At 70.1% G+C, this 22,193-nt stretch carries 16 protein-coding genes; 10 read left to right on the forward strand and 6 right to left on the reverse strand.

Features of this window, described 5'->3' with window-relative positions; all coding sequences use genetic code 11:
- Positions 1-308 precede the first annotated feature (308 nt).
- From GQQ92_RS08610 to GQQ92_RS08625, 4 genes are all read right to left on the reverse strand, one after another.
- Entirely contained in the window at positions 309-1,634 is a 1,326-nt protein-coding gene (locus tag GQQ92_RS08610; RefSeq protein ID WP_156998853.1) for an ABC transporter substrate-binding protein, read from the reverse strand.
- 110 nt (positions 1,635-1,744) lie between these two features.
- On the reverse strand, positions 1,745-2,677 hold the full coding sequence (locus GQQ92_RS08615) for a carbohydrate ABC transporter permease (RefSeq protein ID WP_156998854.1): 933 nt from the start codon (positions 2,675-2,677) through the stop codon (positions 1,745-1,747).
- A complete protein-coding gene (locus GQQ92_RS08620) occupies positions 2,664-3,593 on the reverse strand; it encodes a carbohydrate ABC transporter permease (RefSeq protein ID WP_156998855.1) in 930 nt (309 codons plus the stop codon). Before GQQ92_RS08620 ends, GQQ92_RS08615 begins: the two co-directional genes overlap by 14 nt.
- Positions 3,594-3,853: 260 nt before the next feature.
- Positions 3,854-4,891 (reverse strand): LacI family DNA-binding transcriptional regulator, encoded by a 1,038-nt coding sequence (locus GQQ92_RS08625; protein WP_156998856.1) that lies wholly within the window; start codon positions 4,889-4,891, stop codon positions 3,854-3,856.
- Between the two features lie 260 nt (positions 4,892-5,151).
- Here GQQ92_RS08625 and GQQ92_RS08630 point away from each other — a divergent pair, with 260 nt between their 5' ends.
- From GQQ92_RS08630 to GQQ92_RS08640, 3 genes are all read left to right on the forward strand, one after another.
- Positions 5,152-6,510, forward strand: coding sequence for an ABC transporter substrate-binding protein (locus GQQ92_RS08630; RefSeq protein WP_156998857.1), 1,359 nt, complete (start codon positions 5,152-5,154; stop codon positions 6,508-6,510).
- A gap of 130 nt (positions 6,511-6,640) precedes the next feature.
- On the forward strand, positions 6,641-7,609 hold the full coding sequence (locus tag GQQ92_RS08635; RefSeq protein ID WP_156998858.1) for a carbohydrate ABC transporter permease: 969 nt from the start codon (positions 6,641-6,643) through the stop codon (positions 7,607-7,609).
- Positions 7,606-8,604: a carbohydrate ABC transporter permease gene (locus GQQ92_RS08640; protein WP_156998859.1), complete on the forward strand. Its 999-nt coding sequence runs from the start codon at positions 7,606-7,608 to the stop codon at positions 8,602-8,604. The genes GQQ92_RS08635 and GQQ92_RS08640 overlap by 4 nt, the downstream gene beginning before the upstream one ends.
- A gap of 321 nt (positions 8,605-8,925) precedes the next feature.
- Here GQQ92_RS08640 and GQQ92_RS08645 read toward each other — a convergent pair whose 3' ends face one another.
- Entirely contained in the window at positions 8,926-9,798 is an 873-nt protein-coding gene (locus tag GQQ92_RS08645; RefSeq protein WP_197738169.1) for a type IV toxin-antitoxin system AbiEi family antitoxin domain-containing protein, read from the reverse strand.
- Between the two features lie 387 nt (positions 9,799-10,185).
- On the opposite strand from GQQ92_RS08645, the gene GQQ92_RS08650 reads away from it, so the two are divergent.
- From GQQ92_RS08650 to GQQ92_RS08680, 7 genes are all read left to right on the forward strand, one after another.
- Positions 10,186-12,108: an ABC transporter ATP-binding protein gene (locus tag GQQ92_RS08650; RefSeq protein WP_156998861.1), complete on the forward strand. Its 1,923-nt coding sequence runs from the start codon at positions 10,186-10,188 to the stop codon at positions 12,106-12,108.
- Positions 12,109-12,204: 96 nt separating this feature from the next.
- Positions 12,205-13,677, forward strand: a complete 1,473-nt coding sequence (locus GQQ92_RS08655; RefSeq protein WP_156998862.1) for a sugar porter family MFS transporter — start codon at positions 12,205-12,207, stop codon at positions 13,675-13,677.
- 127 nt (positions 13,678-13,804) lie between these two features.
- A complete protein-coding gene (locus GQQ92_RS08660) occupies positions 13,805-15,178 on the forward strand; it encodes a cystathionine beta-synthase (protein WP_156998863.1) in 1,374 nt (457 codons plus the stop codon).
- 107 nt (positions 15,179-15,285) lie between these two features.
- Complete coding sequence (locus GQQ92_RS08665; protein ID WP_156998864.1) at positions 15,286-16,479, forward strand: cystathionine gamma-synthase; 1,194 nt, start codon at positions 15,286-15,288, stop codon at positions 16,477-16,479.
- Positions 16,480-16,593: 114 nt separating this feature from the next.
- A complete protein-coding gene (locus GQQ92_RS08670) occupies positions 16,594-18,060 on the forward strand; it encodes an APC family permease (RefSeq protein WP_232057592.1) in 1,467 nt (488 codons plus the stop codon).
- 38 nt (positions 18,061-18,098) lie between these two features.
- Positions 18,099-18,926, forward strand: coding sequence for an aldo/keto reductase (locus tag GQQ92_RS08675; RefSeq protein WP_156998866.1), 828 nt, complete (start codon positions 18,099-18,101; stop codon positions 18,924-18,926).
- 181 nt (positions 18,927-19,107) lie between these two features.
- Positions 19,108-20,649, forward strand: a complete 1,542-nt coding sequence (locus GQQ92_RS08680; RefSeq protein ID WP_232057593.1) for an MFS transporter — start codon at positions 19,108-19,110, stop codon at positions 20,647-20,649.
- Positions 20,650-20,711: 62 nt separating this feature from the next.
- Here the strand turns inward: GQQ92_RS08680 and GQQ92_RS08685 are convergent, their stop codons facing one another.
- Entirely contained in the window at positions 20,712-21,788 is a 1,077-nt protein-coding gene (locus tag GQQ92_RS08685) for a LacI family DNA-binding transcriptional regulator (protein WP_156998867.1), read from the reverse strand.
- Positions 21,789-22,193 lie beyond the last annotated feature (405 nt).

Here is a 22,193-nt window from a genome sequence, read left to right on the forward strand (position 1 = left end):
ACTTCGTGCGCGGGCTTCTCGCGGGATCGACCAAGGGGTAGGTCGGCGCGAGTGGGGGAACGGATGCCGCGGGCTGGGGGGCCTGCGGCATCCGCTCGTCTGGCCCCCCCCCCCCCCCGGCCCCCCCCCCCCCCCCCGCCCGCGGGGGGGGGGGGCCGTGGGGGGCGGGGGGGGCGCGGCGGGGGGGCCGTGGCCGCCCCCCCCCCACTTCTGCGAGTCGACGGCCGTGGGCCGTCCGGTGCTGGCGGGGTGCGAGGAGTCCTCATCTCGCACCCCGCCGGTCGTGAGGGCCCTGAGGCCCGGATGGATCAGATCGCGGCGTCGTCGAGGGCCCGCTGGAGCTCCTCGATGAAGCTGGTCGCGGCCTGCTCCGGGGTGAGCTCGCCGAACAGCACCTTCTGGGTGTGCTGGTCGATGATCGTCTCGACCGCGCCGCCGCCCGGGGGCGTGGCGGGCGGGGCGTCGCCGATCTCGGGGGCGAGGTCGTCGAGGTACTTCACGACGGTCTGGTTGACCTCGTCGAGCTTCGGCGTGATGTACTCGCGGATCTTCTCGTTGGCCGGCACGCCGCGCTCGGCGAGGAGCAGGTCGGCGGCGTCCTCGCTGTTGGCGAGGTAGTCGAGGAAGGTCGCGACCTCGGCGGGGTGCTCGGTCTTGGCCGAACCCGACCAGAACATCGACGGCTTGTAGTACGCGCTGCCGTCGGCCGTGCCCGGGACGCGGAGCGCGACCAGGTCCTGGCCGCTGGCGTCGCGGAGAGCCTGCACCTGGTTCGACCACCACGGGCCGAAGGCCGACTGGTTGGTCGCGGTGAAGGACTCGGCGAGGCCGCCGGACTCGCGCTCGATCGTCGCGGCCGGGTCGGGCGTGGCGCCCGCTTCGGTCGCGTCGAGCAGGGTCTGCCACCACGCGGCGAGGGTGTCCTCGGTCGCGGCGACGTCCGCGCCCTCGTACAGCGACTCGCCGTTCTGGCGCAGCCAGTTGTTCAGGCCGCCGTCTTCGAAGCCCCACGACTGGGTGCCGACGACCGCGCCGCCCGAAGCCTTGCTGACCTCGGCGGACGTCTCGATGAAGTCGTCCCAGGTCCACGTCGAGTCGTCCGGCAGGTCGATGCCGTACTGGTCGAGGAGGTCCTTGTTGGCGATGATCGTGTACGAGTTCACGCCGACGGGGATGCCGTACTGGGTGCCGTCGAGGGCGCCGGTGCCGAGCGTGGCGGCCGGGAAGTCCTCGGTCGACAGGATCGACGAGTAGTCGCCGAGGTCGGCGAGCACCCCGTTCGCGGCGTACGTCGAGAGCTGCTTCTCGTCCATCTGGATGATGTCGGGGGTGTCGCCCGCGGCGATCGTCGTCGACAGCTTGTCCCAGTAACCGGCCCAGTCGGTGTACTGCGGCTCGATCGTGATGTTCGGGTATTCCTCCTCGAACGCGGCGATGATCTCCTCGGTGGCCGCGTGGCGGGTGTCGTTGCCCCACCACGTGAACGAGAGGGTCACGGGCTCGTCACTGAGCTCGAGTGCGGGAGCGTCCGCGTCGGAGGTGCCGGCGTCGTTGCCGGCGCATGCCGTGAGCAGGAGCGTCGCGGCGCCGATCGCTGCGACGAACCCGGCACGGCGTCGTGTGATGCCTCGCATGGTCTGGTCCTTCCTGGTGCTGATTCGGGGTGCTCGGGTGGTGAGCGGGGTGATGCTGGAGGTGGTGCTGGTGGTGCTGGTGATGCTGGTGGTGCGACCCGGGTGTGCGGTCACTTGATCCCCGTCGTCGCGATGCCCTTGATGAGGAATCGCTGGCCGAAGAGGAAGATCAGGAAGATCGGGACGAGCGATACCACGCTCATCGCGAACATCTCCCCGAAGTTCGTGGAGCTCTGCGCGTCCTGGAACGCGTTGAGCGCGAGCGGAACCGTGTACAGCGACGGTTTCGTGAGGAAGATCAGCTGGCTGAAGAAGTCGTTCCAGGTCCAGATGAACGTGAAGATCGTGGTGGTCGCGAGGGCCGGCACCATGAGCGGCAGGATGATCTGCAGGAAGATGCGGGGGTGGCCGGCGCCGTCGATGCGGGCCGCCTCGTCGAGCTCCTTCGGGATGCCGCGGATGAACTGCACCATCAGGAAGATGAAGAACGCGTCGGTGGCGAGCATCTTCGGCACGATCAGCGGCAGGAAGGTGTTGACCCAGCCGAGCTGGGAGAACAGCACGTACTGCGGGACGATGATCACGTGGATCGGCAGCATGATGCTGAGCAGCATGATGGCGAACCAGAACCTCTTGCCGGTGAACTCGAGCCGGGCGAAGGCGTAGGCCGCGAGCGAGCACGAGACCAGGTTGCCGATGATGCTGCCGATGACGACGAGCCCCGAATTCAGGAGGTACACGTTGAACGGGTACGTCAGCGCGTTCCAGCCGTCGGTGTAGTTCGAGAGTTGGAAGCTGTCGAACGACAGGCCCGGCTCGCGGAAGATGAGCTCGGTCGGACGGAACGAGCTCACCACCATCCAGATGACGGGGTAGAGCATCAGCACGGCGGCCGCGATGAGGAACGCGTGGCGCATGAGGCTGGTGAGCGGCTTGCGGAACGGGTTCCGGCGGCGGCGCTGTTCGCGCACCTGCTCGGGCGAGAGGCCGGTCACGACCGCTTCGGTCAGCGGCGCGTCGACGGCGGGGTCAATCTTGGTCATCGTAGAACACCCAATACTTCGAGGCCCAGAAGTTGATCATGGTGAGCGCGGCGACGATCACCAGGAGGAGCCAGGCCATGGCGGAGGCGTAGCCCATGTTCAGGTTCGCGAACCCCTGTTGGTAGAGGTACAGCGTGTAGAACAGGGTGGAGTCGACCGGGCCGCCGGTGCCGCCCGAGACGATGAACGACTGGGTGAACGACTGGAAGGCGCCGATCAGCTGAAGGATCAGGTTGAAGAAGATGATCGGGGTCAGCATCGGGAGCGTGATGTGCCAGAACTGCTGGCGTCGGTTCGCGCCGTCGACGGAGGCGGCCTCGTAGTACATCGAGGGGATCTGCCGGAGGCCGGCGAGGAAGATCACCATCGGTGCGCCGAAGGTCCAGACGTTCAGGACCATCAGGGTGCCGAGCGCGGTCTCGGGGTTCGAGATCCATCCCTGCCCCTCGATGCCGAACCAGCCGAGCGCGATGTTCACGAGGCCGTCGACGCCGAAGATCTGGCGCCAGAGGATGGCGATCGCGACGCTCGAACCGAGCAGCGACGGCAGGTAGAACGCCGAGCGGTAGAACGCCAGGCCCCGCAGGCCCCGGTCGAGCACGAGGGCGAGCGCGAGGGCCAGGCCGAGCTGGAGCGGCACCGAGATGAACACGTACTGGAAGGTGACCACCAGCGACTGGTGCAGGCGGTCGTCCTCGAGCATGCGCACGTAGTTGTCGATGCCGGTGAACCGGGGCGGGCTCAGCAGGTTGTACCGCGTGAACGAGAGCGCGAGCGACGCGACCATCGGCCCGACGGTGATGAGCGCGAGCCCGATGAACCACGGGAGGAGGAACAGGAACGCGGCCTTGTTCTGCTTGCGCTGCTTGGCCGCGGGCTGTCCCTTCACGCGGCGGAGTTCGCCGAGCGCGCTCATCGAACGGCCTCTGGCGTGCCGGGGCCCCGTTCAGGGGCGTCGGCTCGGGTAGGGGAAACCACGGTGTCTCCAGTCATCAGCGTTGATCACATTTCTCAGAAAGCGCTATCTCAGCGCCACGTGACGTTTCTACACGAGGTTTCGGGGGCTTCGCAAGCGCTTTCCCGAAATCAGTGGATGAGAATGCCCCGATCTCGAGAAAGCGCTCTATCAGCGTCCTCCCGCGTCGCCGGTGCGTGCCGCCGCCCCGCGATCGGGGATCAGGCCGTCACGCGGGCGGTGCTTCCGCGCACGATCAGCCGCGTCGCGAGCGGCGCGCCCGAGTCGGGCAGCGGGTCGGCGACGGCGTCGTCGCCCAGCATCCGCAGGGCGACCTCGACGGCGAGGCGGCCCTGCTCGGCCGGCGTCTGCGCGATCGTGGTGAGGTCGAAGAGCGCGGCATGCTCGTGGTCGTCGACGCCGATGACCGAGAGATCGCCGGGCACCGCCAGTCCGAGCCGCTCGGCCGCCCGGATCACCCCGAACGCGGTCTCGTCGCTCGCCGCGAAGACCGCGGTCGGCCGGTGCGCCGGATGCCCCAGCAGCTGCAGTCCCGCCTCGAACCCGCCCGGCATGCCCATCTCGGTCTCGATCACGATGGCCTCGACGTCGCGGGCGGGCGCCGCCCCGTCCGACGCGGCCGCGACCGCCTCGCGGAACCCCGCGGCGCGCAGCCCGGCGACGCTGGCCGGGTCGCCCGCGGCGCCGATGCCGCCGAGATGCGCGATGCGCGTATGGCCGAGGTGCAGCAGGTGCTCGGTCGCGAGCATGCCGACGGCGCGGTCGTCGATCGACAGCCGGGCGGATGCCTCGCCGCTGCCGCCGATGCACACGATCGGCTTCTCTCGTCGTTCGAGCCCTTGCACCTCGGCCTCGGCGAGGTCGACGGCGATCACGATGACGGCATCGACGCGCTTGCGGGCGAGGAAGAAGTCGAAGACGCGCGCCCTGGCCTCCCCGGACACGGGCAGGTTGTAGAGCGTCAGGTCGTAGCCCGCGTCGAGCAGCGTTCGCTCGATGCCCTCGAGCACCTCGCCGAAGAACCAGCTGTTCACGAACGGGATCACGACGCCGACGTTCTTCGTGCGGCCCGTCACGAGGCTCGCCGCGTCGGGCGAGGCGATGTACCCGATCTCGGCCGCCGCGCGCACCACCCTGAGCCGGGTCTGCTCGGCGACGTGGCCGTGCCCGGAGAGGGCGCGGGAGGCGGTCGCCTTGGAGACGCCGGCGAGTCGGGCGACATCGCTGATGGCCGTCATCGTGCCTCCTCCGTCGGGGCAGCATCCGGTTCCGATGGTACCGGCCGAGGGCCGCCTTCTGGAATCGGTTCCGCATGGCGCCGCGTCTCGCCCGTTTCGGCCGAGAGAGCGTTCTCACCCAGCAGTGGCGGATGTCTCGGCATGTGGCCGGATCGTGACCGCAGACGGGTTGTGCGCGCTCGCGCACGTCGCCTAGCGTGGTCGATGGAACCGGTTCCGGTTCCGTCTGCGTCATATTCGGCACTCAACGAGGAGAAGACATGAGAAACGCACGGCATCGCCGATGGACGGCGTCGATCGTGGCGGCCGCAGCGCTCGGCCTCACGCTCTCGGCCTGCACCGGTGACATCGCAGAAGAAGAGGCGGGCGACGTCGATTGCGCCGACTACGAGTCGTACGGCACGTTCGACGGCGCCGAGGTCACGGTCGCCGGCACCATCCTCGACCTCGAGGCCGACAACCTGAACAAGTCCTGGGCCGACTTCGAGACATGCACCGGCATCGACGTCGAATACCAGGGCTCCAGCGAGTTCGAGGCCCAGATCGCCGTGCTCGCCGAGGGCGGCAACGCCCCCGACGTCGGCATCGTGCCCCAGCCCGGCCTGCTCAATCGACTCGCCGGCGGCGGCTGGCTGATCCCGGCATCGCAGGCGGTCGAAGACAACGTCGACGAGTTCTGGTCCGAGGACTGGAAGACCTATGGAACGGTCGATGGTACGTTCTACGCCGCGCCGCTCATGGCGAGCATCAAGGGCTACGTCTGGTACTCGCCGGCCGAGTTCGAGGAGAAGGGCTACGAGATCCCGAAGACCCTCGACGAGCTGACCACGCTCTCCGAGACGATCGCGGCCGAGGGCGACCACAAGCCGTGGTGCGTGGGACTCGAATCCGGCGAGGCGACGGGCTGGCCCGGCACCGACTGGGTCGAGGACTACATGCTGCGCCTGAACGGCCCCGATGCCTACGACCAGTGGGTCGCGCACGAGATCCCGTTCAACGATCCGCAGGTCGCAGCCGCGTTCGACGCGGTCGGCGGCTACCTCAAGAACGAGGACATGGTCAACGGCGGCATCGGCGACGTGTCCACGCAGGTCAGCGAGGCGTTCCAGACCGCGGGCCTGCCCATCCTCGACGGCGAGTGCTCGCTGCATCACCAGGCCTCGTTCTACGAGACCTTCTGGAACCCCGAGGGCGGCGATGACGTGAAGGTCGCGTCCGACGGCGACGTGTTCGGCTTCCTGCTGCCGCCCGCCAACGCCGACGACCCGCTGTCGGTCACCGGCGGCGGCGAGTTCCCCGTGGCCTTCCGCGACGCCGAAGAGGTCGAGGCGTTCCGCGCGTACCTCTCCAGCGACACATGGGCCAACAACCGAGTGAGCCTCGGCGGCGTCATCAGCGCGAACAAGGGCGTCGACCCCCAGAACGCGTCGAGCGAGCTGCTGACGCAGTCCATCGAGATCCTTCAAGATCCCGAGACGACGTTCCGCTTCGACGGGTCCGACCTGATGCCCGGGGCCGTCGGCACCGACTCCTTCTGGAAGGGCATCGTGGCCTGGGTCGGCGGTGAGGACACCGCGCAGGTGCTCGACACCATCGAGGGCACCTGGCCGACCAGCTGATTCATCCTCGTGTCGCGCCCGTCGCAAGGCGGGCCTGCGGCAGAGTCGAGGGGTGGGGTTCGTCGAACCCCGCCCCTCGGTGAACCGGTACAACTGACGGCGGAATTCAACGGAGAACGCGGGAGGCGCGATGACCACGGCCGATCTGCTCGGCAAGATCTTGCAGGTGGTGATGGGGCTCGCGGTGTTCGCCGCCATCGTCGGCCTCCTCATCTTCTTCATCGACAAGGCGCCCAAGCGAGGGCGCGACTACTGGCAGCTCGTCGGGTTCCTCGCGCCCGCGCTGATCCTCGTCTCGGTCGGCCTCATCTACCCCGCCATCCGGACGGCGATCCTGTCGTTCCAGACCTCGTCGGGCGACTTCACGCTCGACAACTTCGCTTGGGCGTTCACACAGCCCGCCGCCATCCGCACGCTCATCAACACCGTCGTCTGGGTGCTGCTCGTGCCCACCTTCGCGACCGCCGTCGGACTGGCCTACGCGGTCTTCATCGACCGCTCGCGGGGCGAGCGCATCTACAAGTCGATCCTGTTCATGCCGATCGCGATCTCCTTCGTCGGGGCGAGCGTCATCTGGAAGTTCGTGTACGAGTACCGTTCGGGCGACCGCGAGCAGATCGGCCTCCTGAACGCCATCGTCGTCGCCTTCGGCGGCGAACCCGTGCAGTGGCTCCAGACCGACCCGATCAACACCATCCTCCTCATCGTGGTCATGATCTGGGTGCAGACGGGCTTCGCGATGGTCGTGCTGAGCGCGGCGATCAAGGGCATCCCCGCCGACCAGCTCGAAGCCGCCCAACTCGACGGCACGAACGGCTGGCAGCGTTTCACCAACGTCATCGTTCCCGGCATCCGGGGCTCGCTGGTGGTCGTGCTCACGACGATCTCGATCGCGACCCTGAAGGTCTTCGACATCGTGCGCACCATGACCGCCGGAAACTTCAACACCAGCGTCGTCGCCAATGAGATGTACACGCAGGCCTTCCGCGCGAGCGAGATCGGGCGCGGCTCGGCGCTCGCGATGATCCTCGTGGTCATGGTGCTGCCGATCGTCATCTACAACGTCAACGTGCTTCGCAAGCAGAGGGAGATCCGATGAGCGTCGCCCCGCCCGACCTGCCGGTCGGCAAGAACCGCGGCAGTCTCGACGCGACCGTCGACGCCCAGGCCTCGGGCTACGTCGAGCCGAAGACGATGCGGGTGAAGAAGCGCCTGACCTCGCGCACCGCCACGATCGCGTCGCTCATCATCGCGGTGCTCTGGACCATCCCGACGTTCGGGCTGTTCATCTCCTCGTTCCGCCCGGCCGAGCTGATCCGCACCACCGGCTGGTGGACCATCTTCTCCAACCCCGGCCTCACCCTCGAGAACTACCAAGACGTGCTGCTCTCGACGTCGTCTTCGTCGCCGCAGCTCGGGTCGTACATCGTGAACTCGATCGCGATCGCGCTCGTGGCCACGATCATCCCGCTCGTCTTCGCGTCGATGGCGGCCTACGCCTTCGCGTGGATGCGGTTCCGCGGGGTCGGCGTGCTCTTCGTGATCGTCTTCGCGCTCCAGATCCTGCCGCTCCAGATGGCGCTCGTGCCGCTGCTGCAGATCTTCTCGACCGTGCTGCGGCCGATGCAGGCGTGGCTGCACGACGTGGTGCCGATCATCCCCGAGCAGAACTACCTGCCGCTCTGGATCGCGCACACGATCTTCGGGCTCCCGCTCGCGATCTTCCTGCTGCACAACTTCATCTCCGAGATCCCGGCCGACGTCATCGAGGCCGCCAGGGTCGACGGCGCGACGCACGGGCAGATCTTCCTCCGCATCGTGCTGCCGCTCTCGGTGCCGGCGATCGCGTCGTTCGCCATCTTCCAGTTCATCTGGGTGTGGAACGACCTGCTCGTCGCCCTGATCTTCTCCGGCGGAACGCAAGACGTCGCGCCGCTGACCCAGCGATTGGCCGAACTCACCGGAACGCGCGGGCAGGACTGGCAGCTGCTCACGGCGGCGGCCTTCATCTCGATCATCATTCCCCTCATCGTCTTCTTCAGCCTCCAGCGCTACTTCGTGCGCGGGCTTCTCGCGGGATCGACCAAGGGGTAGGTCGGCGCGAGTGGGGGAACGGATGCCGCGGGCTGGGGGGCCTGCGGCATCCGCTCGTCTGCCCGCCCCACCCGGCCCCACCCCGCCCCGCCCCTGCCCTGCTGTGCCTCTGCCAATTCAGGTTCGCGCACGTGTCGCGGCCCGGACTCGCGCATGCCGGCCGCCGACACGCCGAGCCCGTCCTGAATTCGCAGAGGGAAGCGGGTGGACGCGACGACCGCGGAAGAGATGCGGATGCCTCGACACGCCCTCCGCCCGCCGCCCGCCGGACGGCGCTCGACGCACACCGCTCGACGTACGCAGCTGCGAAGGCGGGCGGAGTCAGGCCGTGCGCCGCGTCTCGTCGAGCATGGCCCGGACGGCGGCCTCGACCAGATACCACTCGTGCATGACGGTCGAGTAGCTGAAGCGGAGTACCCGGTATCCGCGAGCGGTGAGCAGTGCGTCCCGCCGCCGGTCCTCGTCGTACTGCTCGCCGGTCAGGTGGGTGCGTCCGTCCCACTCGATGACGAGCCATCCGTCGATCACGAGATCCACCCGTCCGACGCCGGCGATCTCCACCTGATGCGCGCCGCGGATGCCTCGCCGGGCCAGCCTCACCCGGGCGACGGTCTCGAGGAAGCTGTGGCAGAGCGCCTCGCGTCGCGGGAGGTCGCGCAGCAGGTGCGGGGGAAGTCGTGCGATCCACTCCTCGAGCCGTTCGCTGCCGACGGGATCGCGCGCGAGGAACGAGTCGTAGGCGGCGACGGCGAACTCGCCGGCCACGCAGTGCGCGAGCTGAACGACGGTCTCGAACGGGTCGGTGACGAGCCGGGACCGGTCGGCGCGCGTCGTCGGCGACATCCAGTGCAGAACGAGGTGGTCGGGGGCGTCGGCGAGGCGAAGTCGCGACGCATTCTCGTGCACGACCACGTGGGTGCCGGCCTTCGGCGGCACGGCCCAGCCGTGGAAACCCGCGGCGGAAGCGCAGGCGAGTCGTCCGCCCACGCGGATGGCGGCCCGCAACGAAGGGTCAAGGGACGGCAGTGCGTACCACCCGCGACGGACCCGGTCGAGCTCGCCCCGGTGCACCGCCGCGCTGAGGGCGACCGGATGCACGCCCGCGGCACGGAGCTCCGCGGTGGTGGCGGCGCCCTCCAGTGCCTCGACGGCGGCACGAGGGTCCGTCCGAACGGAGATGCGGGGATCCGGCATCCTCTCTTCGTAGCCGGTTCGCGGCATCCGCAGCCCTGCTCGAGGCTTCGAGGGGTGCCGTCGTCGGCACAGCGACCGTGTGGAGGAGGAGTCCTCCCGCCCTGCTCCAGGCCCGCGTTCCCGTGCCGGTTCCGCAGGCCCTTTCGCAATTCAGGTCGGCGCTCGGCGCGTCGCCGGGCCGGCGGGGCGCGCCCGGGCACGACACGCGCGCGAACCTGAATTCGCAGTGGTGGCGGAGAGGCGGGGCGGGGCGGGGGTGGATGGGTGGGCGGCACGGCGCGCGCGGGCGGGGGCGACGGGCGGCGAGGCGAGGCGCGGGTGGACGGGGGCGTGGGGTGGATGGGGGCGCCGGGCGGGACGGGCGCCGGGCGGACGTAGGGTTGGCCCATGAGCATGCACGGAGGCGGCGGCGCGCCGGGCGGCCAGACCGGCAAGTTCGGCAAGCCGCGCACCCGCATCTCGGCCGCCGACGAGTCCGCCCAGCGCGCCGAGAACGCCGAGGCGCCCGAGATCCCGAACCTGCTCGGCCGCATCGCCGAGCTCTTCGCACCGCACCGCACCGCGCTGACGCTCACGGTCGTGCTCGTGCTCGTCGCCGCCGGGCTCAGCGTGATCCCGCCGCTGCTCACGCAGCGCGCGTTCGACGACGGGCTCTTCCCGGTGGACCCGTCGGAACCGGGGCAGGTCGTGGCCCCGAACCTCCCGGTGCTCGCGTGGATCGTGGGCGCGATGATCGCCGTCTACATCGTGTCGGCCCTGCTCGCCGTGTGGCAGACGTGGCTCACCGCGACGATCGGAAACAACGTGATGGGCGCGCTCCGGGTGCGCATGTTCACGCACCTCCAGTCGATGGAGCTCAGCTTCTTCACGCGCACGAAGACCGGCGTCATCCAGTCGCGCCTGCAGAACGACGTCGGCGGCGTCGCGAGCGTGCTCACGAACACCGTGTCGAGCGTGCTCGGCAACACGGTCACGGTGATCTCGGCGTTCATCGCCATGTGGCTGCTGAACTGGCAGCTGACCGTCGTGGCGATCGTGCTCATGCCGTTCATGGTCATCGCGCAGCGGCGCGTCGGCAAGGTGCGGGCGCGCATCGCCGGGCAGACGCAGGAGTCGCTGTCCGAGATGACCGCGATCACGCAGGAGACGCTGAGCGTCTCGGGCATCCTGCTGTCGAAGTCGTTCACGCGGCAGCAGAACGAGATCGACCGCTACGCCGACGAGAACCGCACCCAGATCGGGCTGCAGGTGCGCCAGCAGATGACGGGCCAGTGGTTCTTCGCGATGGTCAACATCTTCATGTCCTCGATCCCGGCCATCGTCTACCTCGTCGCGGGCCTGCTCATCGGCGGCGGTGCTGCGGATGTCACGGCCGGGACGATCGTGGCGTTCACGACCGTGCAGGCCCGGCTGCTGTTCCCCCTGATGGCGCTCATGCGCGTCTCGCTCGACCTGCAGACCTCGAGCGCCCTGTTCGCGCGGATCTTCGAGTACCTCGACCTGCGGCCGACCATCACGGATGCGCCGGATGCCCGCGATGCGGCATCCGGCCCCGCGCTCGGCCGGGTCGAGTTCGACGGCGTGACGTTCCGGTATCCGGATGCCACCGACGACACGGCGCCGACCCTCGACGGCGTGAGCTTCACGATCGAGCCGGGCCAGTACGCGGCGTTCGTCGGCCCGTCGGGTGCGGGCAAGACGACCGTGTCGTACCTGGTGCCGCGCCTGTACGAGGCGACCGGGGGCACGGTGCGCTTCGCGGGCGACGACGTGCGCGAGCTGCGGCAGTCCTCGCTGGTCGAGCGCATCGGCATCGTGAGCCAGGAGACGTACCTCTTCCATGCGACGATCGCCGACAACCTGCGCTACGCGAAGCCCGAGGCGACGCAGGCCGAGCTCGAGGCGGCGGCGCGTGCGGCGAACATCCACGAGACGATCATGTCGTTCCCGGCGGGCTACGAGACGACCGTCGGCGAACGCGGGTACCGGCTGTCGGGGGGCGAGAAGCAGCGCATCGCGATCGCGCGCGTGCTGCTGAAGGATCCGCCGGTGCTCGTGCTCGACGAGGCGACGAGCGCGCTCGACACGATCTCCGAGCGCGTGGTGCAGGAGGCGCTCGACGACGCGGCGCGGGGGCGCACGACGATCGCGATCGCGCACCGGCTCTCGACGGTGGTCGCCGCCGACGTGATCTTCGTGGTCGTCGCCGGCCGCATCGTCGAGCAGGGCGTGCACGCCGAGCTCATCGCCGCGGGCGGCGTCTACGCGTCCCTGTACCGGCAGCAGGAGCAGGCGCCGGCGGTGCGCTGACGCGGCCCGTGCGCCCCGTGCGCCCCGGCCGGGGGAGGCGATAGGCTCGCCCTACGGCCGAGGGGATGCGCCGACGGCGGCGAAAAGGGGGGCTCCATGAGTGACGGGTCTGCGGAACGGGATCTGCCCAAGGGCGTGAACGCGAAGGTCATCGGGCTCGCGGCCGCGGGCGCGGTCGGCGGGTTCCTCTTCGGGTTCGACTCCTCCGTCGTGAACGGCGCGGTCGACGCGATCCAGGACGAGTTCGCGCTGTCGGCCGCGGTCACCGGGTTCGCGGTCGCGAGCGCGCTGCTGGGCTGCGCGATCGGCGCCGAGCTCGCGGGGCGCCTGGCCGACCGGTTCGGACGCATCCCGGTGATGATCATCGGCGCGGTGCTGTTCCTCATCTCCTCCCTCGGCGCCGGCTTCGCGTTCGGCGTCATCGACCTCATCGTGTGGCGCGTGCTGGGCGGCATGGGCATCGGCATCGCCTCGGTGGTGGCTCCGGCGTACATCGCCGAGATCTCGCCGAAGGCGATCCGAGGGCGGCTCGCGTCGCTGCAGCAGTTGGCGATCGTGTTCGGCATCTTCGCGGCGCTGCTCTCCGACGCGCTGTTCGCGGCGGCGGCGGGCGGCGCCGATCAGCCGTTCTGGTTCGGGCTCGAGGCGTGGCGTTGGATGTTCATCGCGTGCGCGGTCCCGTCGATCGCCTACGGGGTGATCGCCCTGCTGCTGCCGGAGTCGCCCAGGTTCCTCGTCAAGGCGGGGCGCACGAAGCAGGCCGAGGACGTGCTCGAGCGCATCGGCACGGCCGACCCCGAGAAGGCGGTCTCCGACATCACGGGGTCCCTCCACAAGGACGAGGCGGCCGAGGCATCCGGAACCCTGCGCGGGCCGGTGCTCGGGCTGAAGGGCATCGTCTGGATCGGCATCCTGCTGTCGGTGTTCCAGCAGTTCGTCGGCATCAACGTGATCTTCTACTACTCCACGACGCTCTGGAAGGCGGTCGGCTTCGACGAGTCCGACTCCTTCACGATCAGCGTGCTGACCTCGGTCACGAACATCGTGGTCACGTTCATCGCGATCGCGCTGGTCGACAAGGTGGGCCGGCGGCCGCTGCTGCTCATCGGTTCGACGGGCATGGCGGTCACGCTGACGACGATGGCGGTCGCGTTCGCCAACTCGGTGACCGTCGACGGCGAGGTCAGCCTGCCGGGCGCATGGGGTCCGATCGCGCTCATCGCGGCGAACCTGTTCGTCGTCTCGTTCGGGTTCTCGTGGGGTCCGCTCGTTTGGGTGCTCCTCGGCGAGATCTTCCCGAACAGCATCCGCGGCCGGGCCCTCGGCCTCGCGGCGTCGGCGCAGTGGGTCGCGAACTTCCTCGTCACGGTGTCCTTCCCGCCGATGTCGGAGTTCTCGCTCTTCTGGACGTACGCCATGTACGCCGGGTTCGCGGTGCTGTCGTTCCTGTTCGTGCTCACCAAGGTCCCCGAGACGAAGGGCATGGCGCTCGAGGACTCCGAGTCGGTGTTCGCCGCGGGCACGGCCCGCGATCAACGTCGTCGCGCGAACCGGGCCGCTGCGGGGTAGGGTGATCCCGTGCTGTTCACGTGTCGCTGTTGTCGTCGCCCCTCGCGACCATGACCATTCGCGCCCTGCTCCCGCCGAAGCGGGTCTCGCGGGCGCCGCACGCTGACAACCAGGGGAGACCCCTCGCATGAAGTACGCAGAATCCATCGTCGACCTCGTCGGCGGCACCCCGCTCGTGAAGCTCAACCGCGTCGTCGAAGGCGTCACGGATGCCACGGTGCTGGTGAAGCTCGAATACCTGAACCCGGGCGGCTCCTCGAAGGACCGCATCGCCCGCAACATCATCGAGGCCGCCGAGCGCGACGGCCTGCTGCGCCCCGGTGGGACGATCGTCGAGCCCACGAGCGGCAACACGGGTGTGGGCCTCGCGCTCTTCGCCCAGCAGAAGGGGTACGCGTGCATCTTCGTGTGCCCCGACAAGGTGAGTGAAGACAAGCGCAACGTGCTGAAGGCGTACGGCGCCGAGGTCGTGGTGACGCCGACGTCGGTCGCGCCCGACAGTCCCGAATCGTACTACTCGGTCTCCGATCGCATCGTGCGCGAGACGCCGGGCGCGTTCAAGCCCGACCAGTACTCGAACCCCAACGGCCCGCGGTCGCACTACGAGACGACGGGCCCCGAGATCTGGCGCGACACCGACGGGGCGGTGACGCATTTCGTGGCGGGCATCGGCACCGGGGGCACGATCACAGGCACGGGCCGGTTCCTGCGCGAGGCATCCGACGACCGGGTGCGCATCATCGGAGCCGACCCCGAGGGGTCGGTGTACTCGGGGGGCACGGGGCGGCCGTACTTCGTCGAGGGCGTGGGCGAGGACTTCTGGCCGACGGCGTACGATCCGGCGGTACCGCACGAGATCATTGAGGTGAGCGACGCCGAGTCGTTCGCGATGACGCGTCGGCTCGCTCGCGAGGAGGGCATCCTCGTCGGCGGTTCGAGCGGCATGGCCGTGGTCGCGGCGCTGAAGGCGGCATCCGCCCCCGGGGTCACGGCCGAGGACGTGTTCGTGGTGCTGCTGCCCGACAGCGGTCGCGGCTACCTCGGCAAGATCTTCAACGACAAGTGGATGCGCGCCTACGGCTTCTCGAATGCGCCCGCGGGTCACACGATCGCCGACGTGCTCGCGTCGAAGGCCGATCGCACGGCGCCGCTCGTGTACGTGCACCCGAGCCAGAGCGTGCGCGAGGCGATCGACGTCATGGTCACGGCCGGCGTCTCGCAGCTGCTCGTGCTCTCGGCCGAGCCGCCCGTGGTGCTCGGCGAGGTCTCGGGCGCCGTGCACGAGGACGTCCTCCTCGACCTCGTGTTCACGGGCCGGGCGAAGCTCACCGACGAGGTGGGCGGGTTCGTGGGCGAGGGCCTGCCGCTCATCGGCGTGAACGAACCGGTGTCGACGGCGCGTTCGGCGTTCGCCGAGGCATCCGCGATGCTCGTGACCGACGGCGGCAAGGCGCTCGGCGTCATCACGCGCACCGACCTGCTGACCTATCTCTCGGCCTGACCGCCGCCTGCTTTTCACTTTTCAGGAGCGCTTCGGCCGGTTCGCCCGCCCCGCGCCCTGAATCAATGCTCCAGACTTCACTTCGACCAGAAACGGATGCTTCGACCATGAACCTTCCTGAAAACGGCGACCACGCGCAGGGCGCGCACGGCGCGGGCTTCGACACGCTCGCGATCCACGCGGGGCAGGCGGTCGACCCGACCACGGGCGCGGTGATCCCGCCCGTGTACCTGACCTCGACGTACGTGCAGGACGGCATCGGCGGACTGCGCGGCGGGTACGAGTACTCGCGCGGCGGCAACCCGACGCGCACCGCCCTCGAGACCCAGCTCGCCGCACTCGAGGGCGGGGTGCGCGCGCTGTCGTTCGCGTCGGGCCTCGCCGCCGAGGACGCGCTGCTGCGCTCGGTGCTCGCGCCGGGCGGCCACGTGATCGTCGGCAACGACGTCTACGGCGGGACGCACCGCCTCATCCGCCGGGTGCACGGCGCGTGGGGCGTGCGGCACTCCACGGTCGACCTCGGCGACCTGGACGCGGTGCGCGCCGCGATCGAGCCGGGCGCCACGAAGGTGCTGTGGATCGAGACCCCGTCGAACCCGCTCATGAAGATCACGGATGTCGCCGCGCTGGCCGCGCTCGGACGCGAGGCGGGCGCGCTCGTGGTCGTCGACAACACGTTCGCGTCGCCGGCGCTGCAGCAGCCGATCGCGCTCGGCGCCGACGTCGTCGTGCACTCGACGACGAAGTACCTGGGCGGGCACTCCGACGTCGTCGGCGGGGCGCTCGTCTTCGCGGCGGGGCAGGAGGAGCTGGCCGAGCAGGTCACGTTCACGCAGTTCGCGGCGGGGGCCGTCTCGGGGCCGTTCGACGCGTTCCTCACGACGCGCGGCATCAAGACGCTCGGCATCCGGATGCAGCGGCACAGCAGCAACGCGCTCGCGATCGCGCAGCGGCTCGAGGGGCACGCGGGCATCGCGCAGGTCTTCTACCCGGGCCTCGAGTCGCATCCGGGCCACGAACTCGCGGCCCGCCAGATGTCGGGCTTCGGCGGCATGATCTCGATCGCGCTCGCCGGCGGCGGCGAGGCGGCTCGTCGCTTCGCCGAGTCGACGACGCTGTTCCAGCTCGCCGAGTCGCTCGGCGGCGTCGAGTCGCTCGTGAACCATCCGTGGTCGATGACGCATGCGTCGGTGCGCGGCACCGAGGCGGAGGTTCCCGAGTCGATCGTGCGCCTGTCGGTGGGCATCGAGGATCCCGCCGATCTGCTGGCCGACATCGACGAGGCGCTCGCGCGGCTCTGAGCGATCGGATGCCGCGGGGCGTGCGGCACGCGGCATCCGTCATTGGCAGGAAATCACCGAACAGCGTCAGTGCTGCCAGCGGCTCGAGCGCCGCGGATGCCGCAGAATGACGAGGTGAGCACGAAACCCGCCCTCGACGCCGACGCACCGCACCGCGGCGGCATCGGCCTCGCGCAGGGCACGGCGCTGTACGTCGCGAGCGTGCTCGGCACCGGGATCCTCGTGCTGCCGGGCCTCGCCGTGGGGGCGGCGGGGCCCGCCTCGATCGTCGCGGTCGCCGCCGTGCTGCTGCTCTCGATCCCGCTCGCGGGCACGTTCGCGGCGCTCGCCTCGCGCTACCCCGATGCGGGCGGCGTCGCGAGTTACGTGCGCCGCGCGCTCGGCGACACCGCCGCCCGCATGACGGGGTACTGGTTCTACCTCGGGGTGTGCGTGGGCGCGCCCGTGGTCGCGGTGCTCGGCGGCGAGTACGCCGTCGCGGTCCTCGGCGTCGACCGGTCGGCCGTGCCGATCGTGACGCTCGCGATCTACCTGCCGCCGTTCCTCGCGAACTGGTTCGGCGTGCGCGTCGCCGGCTGGATGCAGTTCGTGCTCACCGGCCTGCTGCTCGCGGTGGTCGTCGGCGTCGTCGCCGTGTCGTTCCCGGTCGTGGCGCCGGGCAACTTCACGCCGTTCCTGCCGAACGGGTGGGCGGGCGTCGGGGTCGCGATCAGCCTGTTCGTCTGGGCCTTCGCCGGGTGGGAGGTCGGCACGCACATCGCCGGCGAGTTCCGCGATCCCCGACGCGACATCCCGCTCGCGACCGGCATCGCGATCGTGCTCGTCGGCATCGCCTACCTCCTGCTGCAGGTCGCGACCGTCGGGGTGCTCGGCGACGCGGCGGGCGACACCACCGTGCCGCTGCTCGCGCTCGTCGAGATCGCCGCGCCCGGCATCGGGCCCGTGCTCGTCGCGATCATCGCCGCGATCGTGTCGGTCGGCGTGCTGAACGCCTACCTGCCCGCGTTCGGCAAGCTCGGCGCCGCGCTCGGCCGCGACGGCGACCTGCCGCGCTTCCTCGCGAAGGGCGCCGCCGACGGCGAGATCCCGCGTCGGGCGCTCGCCGTGACCGGGGTGCTGATCCTCGTGTACTTCGGCCTCATGGTCCTGAACGGCCTCGACCTCACCGCGTTCATCCTGATCCACACGAGCAACATGGTCGCGATCTACGCCCTCGGCATGCTCGCGGCGACGCTGCTGCTGCGCCGCTTCTCGCTCGGCTGGTGGCTCGCGGTCGTCGCGACCGCGCTGACCGCCGGTCTGCTCGTGCTCGCCTGGCAGAACCTGCTCGTGCCGCTCCTGCTCGCGGTCGCCGCCGTCGTCGTGACGCTCGTGCGCCGCATCCGCGGTCGACCGACGCGCGGAAGCGGGCGAGCGGATGCCGCGACCGCCTCGCCCGCGCCCGAGGCGCCCGTGCTCGTGCCGACCGCCCCGGCTGCGGCATCCGTCGTCCCGTCCGCGGCCGGCGCCGCGCCGCCCCCGGCGACGTCCGCGGCACGCACGAGACATCCGCTCGTCGAAGGATCGCCGTTCGGCGCGTGACTGTGGCCGGATGCCCCGCGGTGCGTGAGGATGGGGGGATGATCCCCGAATACCCCCTGCTCGACGGAAACCGCCTCCCAGCGATCGGGCTCGGCACCTACGGGCTCAACGAGCAGAGCGGCATCGAGGCGATCTCGACGGCCATCGGCGACGGCTACCGCCTCATCGACACGGCCTACAACTACGGCAACGAAGACGTCGTGGGCGAGGCGATCCACCGGGCGGGCGTCGACCGGAGCGACCTCGTCATCACCACGAAGCTCCCGGGGCGGCACCACGGGTTCGACGAGACGCTCGCGAGCTTCGAGGACTCGCGCGTCAAACTCGACCTCGAGTGGGTCGACCTCTACCTCATCCACTGGCCGAACCCGCGCATCGACCGCTACGTCGAGAGTTGGAAGGCCATGATCCGCCTGCGCGAGAAGGGGCTCGTGCGCTCGATCGGCGTCTCGAACTTCACCGCGGCGATGCTCGACCGCCTCGAACGCGACACCGGCGTCGTACCCGTGGTGAACCAGGTCGAGCTGCACCCCTACTTCCCCCAGAACGAGCTGCGGGCCTATCACGCCGAGCACGGCATCCGCACCGAGAGCTGGAGCCCGCTCGGCCGCAAGAGCGACCTGCTGAGCGAGCCCGTGCTCGCCGACATCGCCGCGGCCCACGGCGTCACCGTGCCGCAGGTCGTGCTGCGCTGGCACGTGCAGCAGGGCTCGGTCCCGATTCCGAAGTCGTCGGATGCCGCGCGCCGGCGCGCGAACCTCGACGTGTTCTCGTTCGAGCTCGCCGACGCCGAGGTCGCCTCCATCGCCGCCCTCGAGCGCGGGCGCATCTGGGGTGCGGACCCCGACACGCACGAAGAGCTCTGAGGTCGCGCGGAGGCGGTGCGGCGCGGGGTTGCGCTGCGCGGGCTTGACGCGCGGTGCACGGCGTTGCGCGGTGCACGGCGCTGCGCGACGCACGGAGCGGCGTCGGATTGCGGATGCCTCGGTCGGCCGCCGTGTCGTCGGCAGCACGTAGGCTCGATCGAGTGATGCGAGGCGACAGGCGATGAACGACGGGCTCGAGACCGGCGACCACTCGGTCGCACCCGCCGCAGAGGCGTACGCGTCGGCCGAGGCATCCGCTTCCGCTGAGGCATCCGTGGCTGACGAGGCATCCGCCCACCAGGGCTCGACCCGCGAGGGAGGCGCGTCCGAGGCATCCGCCGACGAGGGCGCCGCCGACCCGCTCGACCGCCTGCCCGCCGCGAAGGGGCCGCTCGCGAGGCCGTACACGTGGCTGTCGATCGGCATGTTCGCGACCATCTTCCTCGCCGCGTTCGAGGCGATGGCCGTCACCACGATCATGCCGCTCGTCGTGCGCGACCTCGACGGGGTCGCCCTCTTCGCGCTCGCCTTCGCCGTGCCGCTCGCGGCCGGCATCGTCGGCATGGTGCTCGCCGGCAACTGGACCGACCGCTCGGGGCCGTTGCCCTCGCTCATCACCGCAGCCGTGCTCTTCGTGATCGGCCTCGTCATCGCGGGCACCGCCACCGACATGACCGTCTTCATCATCGGCCGGTTCGTGCACGGCCTGAGCGGCGCCGCCGTCATCGTGCCGCTCTACGTGATCGTCGCGCGCGCCTACCCCGAGGCGCTGCGCGCGCGGGTGTTCGCCGGATTCGCGGCGGCCTGGGTCATCCCGTCGATCATCGGGCCGGCGCTCGCCGGCCTCGTCGCCGAGGCGTTCAGCTGGCACTGGGTGTTCCTCGGCGTCATCGTCATCGTCGTGCCCGCCGCGGCCATGATGATCCCGCCGATCCTCCGCGTGCGCGACCTCGTGCAGGGCGACGCGTCGGTGCCGTGGAGCCTCGGGCGCGTGGGCTGGGCCGTGCTCGCGGCGGCCGCGGCCCTCGCCGTCTCGCTCTCCAAAGAACTCGACGACCCGTGGCGATGGGTCGCGGCCGGCGTCGGCATCGTGGTCGCGGCGTTCGCCGCACGACCGCTGCTGCCGCCCGGCACGCTGCGCGCCGCACGGGGCATGCCGGCCACGGTCGCGGTCAAGTTCGTCGTGGCCGGCGCCTTCTTCGGCAGCGAGGTCTACCTCCCGTACCTCTTCATCGAGCGCTACGACATGACGCCGAGCCTCGCCGGGGTCGTGCTCACCGGCGCCGGCATCACCTGGGCTGCGGCATCATGGCTCCAGGGCCGCCTCACCGACCGCATCAGCGACACCCGGGCGGTCGAGATCGGCACGATCACGCTCGCCGTCTCGCTCGCGATCGTGCTCCTCGTCGCCCTGTTCACGCTCTCGCCCGTCATCGCCTTCGTGGCCTGGGCGCTCGCGGGCGGCTCGATGGGCTTCATGTACCCGAGGTTCTCGGTCTCGGTGCTCGCGCAGTCGCGCCGCGACGAGCAGGGGTTCAACAGCGCGGCCCTGACCATCTCGGAGTCGCTCGGTGCCTCGATCGCGCTCGCGGTCACCGCGCTCGTCTCCGCCGCGGTCGGTGCCGGAGCCTTCTCGGCGGACTTCGCCGTGACGCTCGGCATCGCGATCGTCGCGGTGCTCCTCGCGAGCCGGGTGCGCCCGCCTGCGAGGTCTGCGGGCTGAGCCGCCGCCTCATGACTGCGGCGCGGCGTCCGCCTGCGAGGGCTGCGGGCTGAGTCGCCGCCTCAGAACGCGGGCGCGCCCGTGGACGCCCGCACGATGAGCTCGGGCACGATCGTGCCGCGGTGCTCGAGGGTCGAGGAGTCGATCGTGCCCACCAACAGGGCGACGCAGCGCCGGCCGAGCTCGGCGAAGTCCTGGCGCACGGTCGTGAGCGGCGGCCAGAAGTGCGCGGCCTCGGGGATGTCGTCGAACCCGATGATCGAGATGTCGCGCGGGATCTCGAGGCCCGCGTCGCGCACCGCGTGCATCAAGCCGAGGGCCATCTGGTCGTTCGACGAGAAGATCGCGGTGAAGTCGCGGATCGTCAGCAGCTCGCGCCCGGCGTAGTACCCGAACTCGGCGGTCCAGTCGCCGAGGATCGGCGCCGTCGTGGGCACGTCGCTCGCGCTCATCTCGTCGAGGAAGCCGCGCATGCGCGCCTCGGCCTCGATCCAGTCCTGCGGGCCCGCGAGGTGGTAGATGTCGCGGTGCCCGAGTTCGATGAGGTGCCGGGTCGCGAGTCGGGCGCCCGCGATCTGGTCGACCGAGAGCGCGTGCTCGGGGTCGCGCCCGGTCGACTGGAGGGTCACGTACGGCACGTCGATCGAGCGCTCGGCGAGGGTGTCGAACACGCGCACCTGCGGGGCGATGACGACGAGGCCCTCGATGCCCTGGGCGATGAGGTGGGCGAGCCCGTCGGAGATGGACCGGCCGTCGGTGGCATCGATGTTCGCGGTGCTGACCCAGTAGCCCGCCTCGCGCGCGGCGGCCTCGATCGCGGCGATGCTCGACGCGGGACCGTACTGCGTGCTCGACGCCGCGAGGATGCCGATGGTGTGCGACCGGCTCGTGACGAGCGCGCGTGCGGCGCGGTTCGGCTGGTACTGCAGCTCGGCCATCACGTCGAGCACGCGCTGCTTGGTCTCGGGCCGGATGCTCGGGTGGTGGTTGAGCACGCGCGAAACCGTCTGATGCGAGACTCCGGCGAGCCGCGCGACATCGCGGATGCTCGGCGCTCGGCCTTTGGGCGTCTCCTCTGACACGGCACTTCCTCGTCGGCGTGTTCGGGCATGTGCACGGTCACACGCCGCGCTGCTCATCATTATGCACGCCAGCGCCGGAATGTGACCGTCACACGACGAGCGTCACATGCCTGTCACATCCTCGCCCGGCCGTGCTCGGGCCCGTTCGCGTCGGCGCTCAGGCAAGACTCCGAACTCTTTGCCAATTCAGGATGGCGCCCGGCGTGTCGTCATCCTGCCGCGGAATTCCGGGGCACGACACACCTCCGAACCTGAATTGCGAATGCCGGCGGGGTGGTGGCGGGGTGCTGGCGGGGCGGTGCTGGGGTGCCGGCGGGCTGCGGGAGGGCTGGGTCGGGGTCGGGGCGGCAGCGTTACCGATCCGTGACCGGAGCGAGTTGACAGGCTCGACCGTCGTGGGGTTAACATGAGTGTCGCCATGTGAACGGTCACATCGACTGGCACATGCGAGATCGAAGACCG

The sequence above is a fragment of the Agromyces terreus genome (assembly GCF_009749465.1).
Lineage (GTDB): Bacteria > Actinomycetota > Actinomycetes > Actinomycetales > Microbacteriaceae > Agromyces > Agromyces terreus.

Coding starts and splice junctions, on each gene's coding strand:
- GQQ92_RS08610 (WP_156998853.1), bottom strand. CDS start 1,634: ATGCGAGGCATCACACGACGCCGTGCCGGGTTCGTCGCAGCGATCGGC.
- GQQ92_RS08615 (WP_156998854.1), bottom strand. CDS start 2,677: ATGACCAAGATTGACCCCGCCGTCGACGCGCCGCTGACCGAAGCGGTC.
- GQQ92_RS08620 (WP_156998855.1), bottom strand. CDS start 3,593: ATGAGCGCGCTCGGCGAACTCCGCCGCGTGAAGGGACAGCCCGCGGCC.
- GQQ92_RS08625 (WP_156998856.1), bottom strand. CDS start 4,891: ATGACGGCCATCAGCGATGTCGCCCGACTCGCCGGCGTCTCCAAGGCG.
- GQQ92_RS08630 (WP_156998857.1), top strand. CDS start 5,152: ATGAGAAACGCACGGCATCGCCGATGGACGGCGTCGATCGTGGCGGCC.
- GQQ92_RS08635 (WP_156998858.1), top strand. CDS start 6,641: ATGACCACGGCCGATCTGCTCGGCAAGATCTTGCAGGTGGTGATGGGG.
- GQQ92_RS08640 (WP_156998859.1), top strand. CDS start 7,606: ATGAGCGTCGCCCCGCCCGACCTGCCGGTCGGCAAGAACCGCGGCAGT.
- GQQ92_RS08645 (WP_197738169.1), bottom strand. CDS start 9,798: ATGCCGGATCCCCGCATCTCCGTTCGGACGGACCCTCGTGCCGCCGTC.
- GQQ92_RS08650 (WP_156998861.1), top strand. CDS start 10,186: ATGAGCATGCACGGAGGCGGCGGCGCGCCGGGCGGCCAGACCGGCAAG.
- GQQ92_RS08655 (WP_156998862.1), top strand. CDS start 12,205: ATGAGTGACGGGTCTGCGGAACGGGATCTGCCCAAGGGCGTGAACGCG.
- GQQ92_RS08660 (WP_156998863.1), top strand. CDS start 13,805: ATGAAGTACGCAGAATCCATCGTCGACCTCGTCGGCGGCACCCCGCTC.
- GQQ92_RS08665 (WP_156998864.1), top strand. CDS start 15,286: ATGAACCTTCCTGAAAACGGCGACCACGCGCAGGGCGCGCACGGCGCG.
- GQQ92_RS08675 (WP_156998866.1), top strand. CDS start 18,099: ATGATCCCCGAATACCCCCTGCTCGACGGAAACCGCCTCCCAGCGATC.
- GQQ92_RS08680 (WP_232057593.1), top strand. CDS start 19,108: ATGAACGACGGGCTCGAGACCGGCGACCACTCGGTCGCACCCGCCGCA.
- GQQ92_RS08685 (WP_156998867.1), bottom strand. CDS start 21,788: ATGAGCAGCGCGGCGTGTGACCGTGCACATGCCCGAACACGCCGACGA.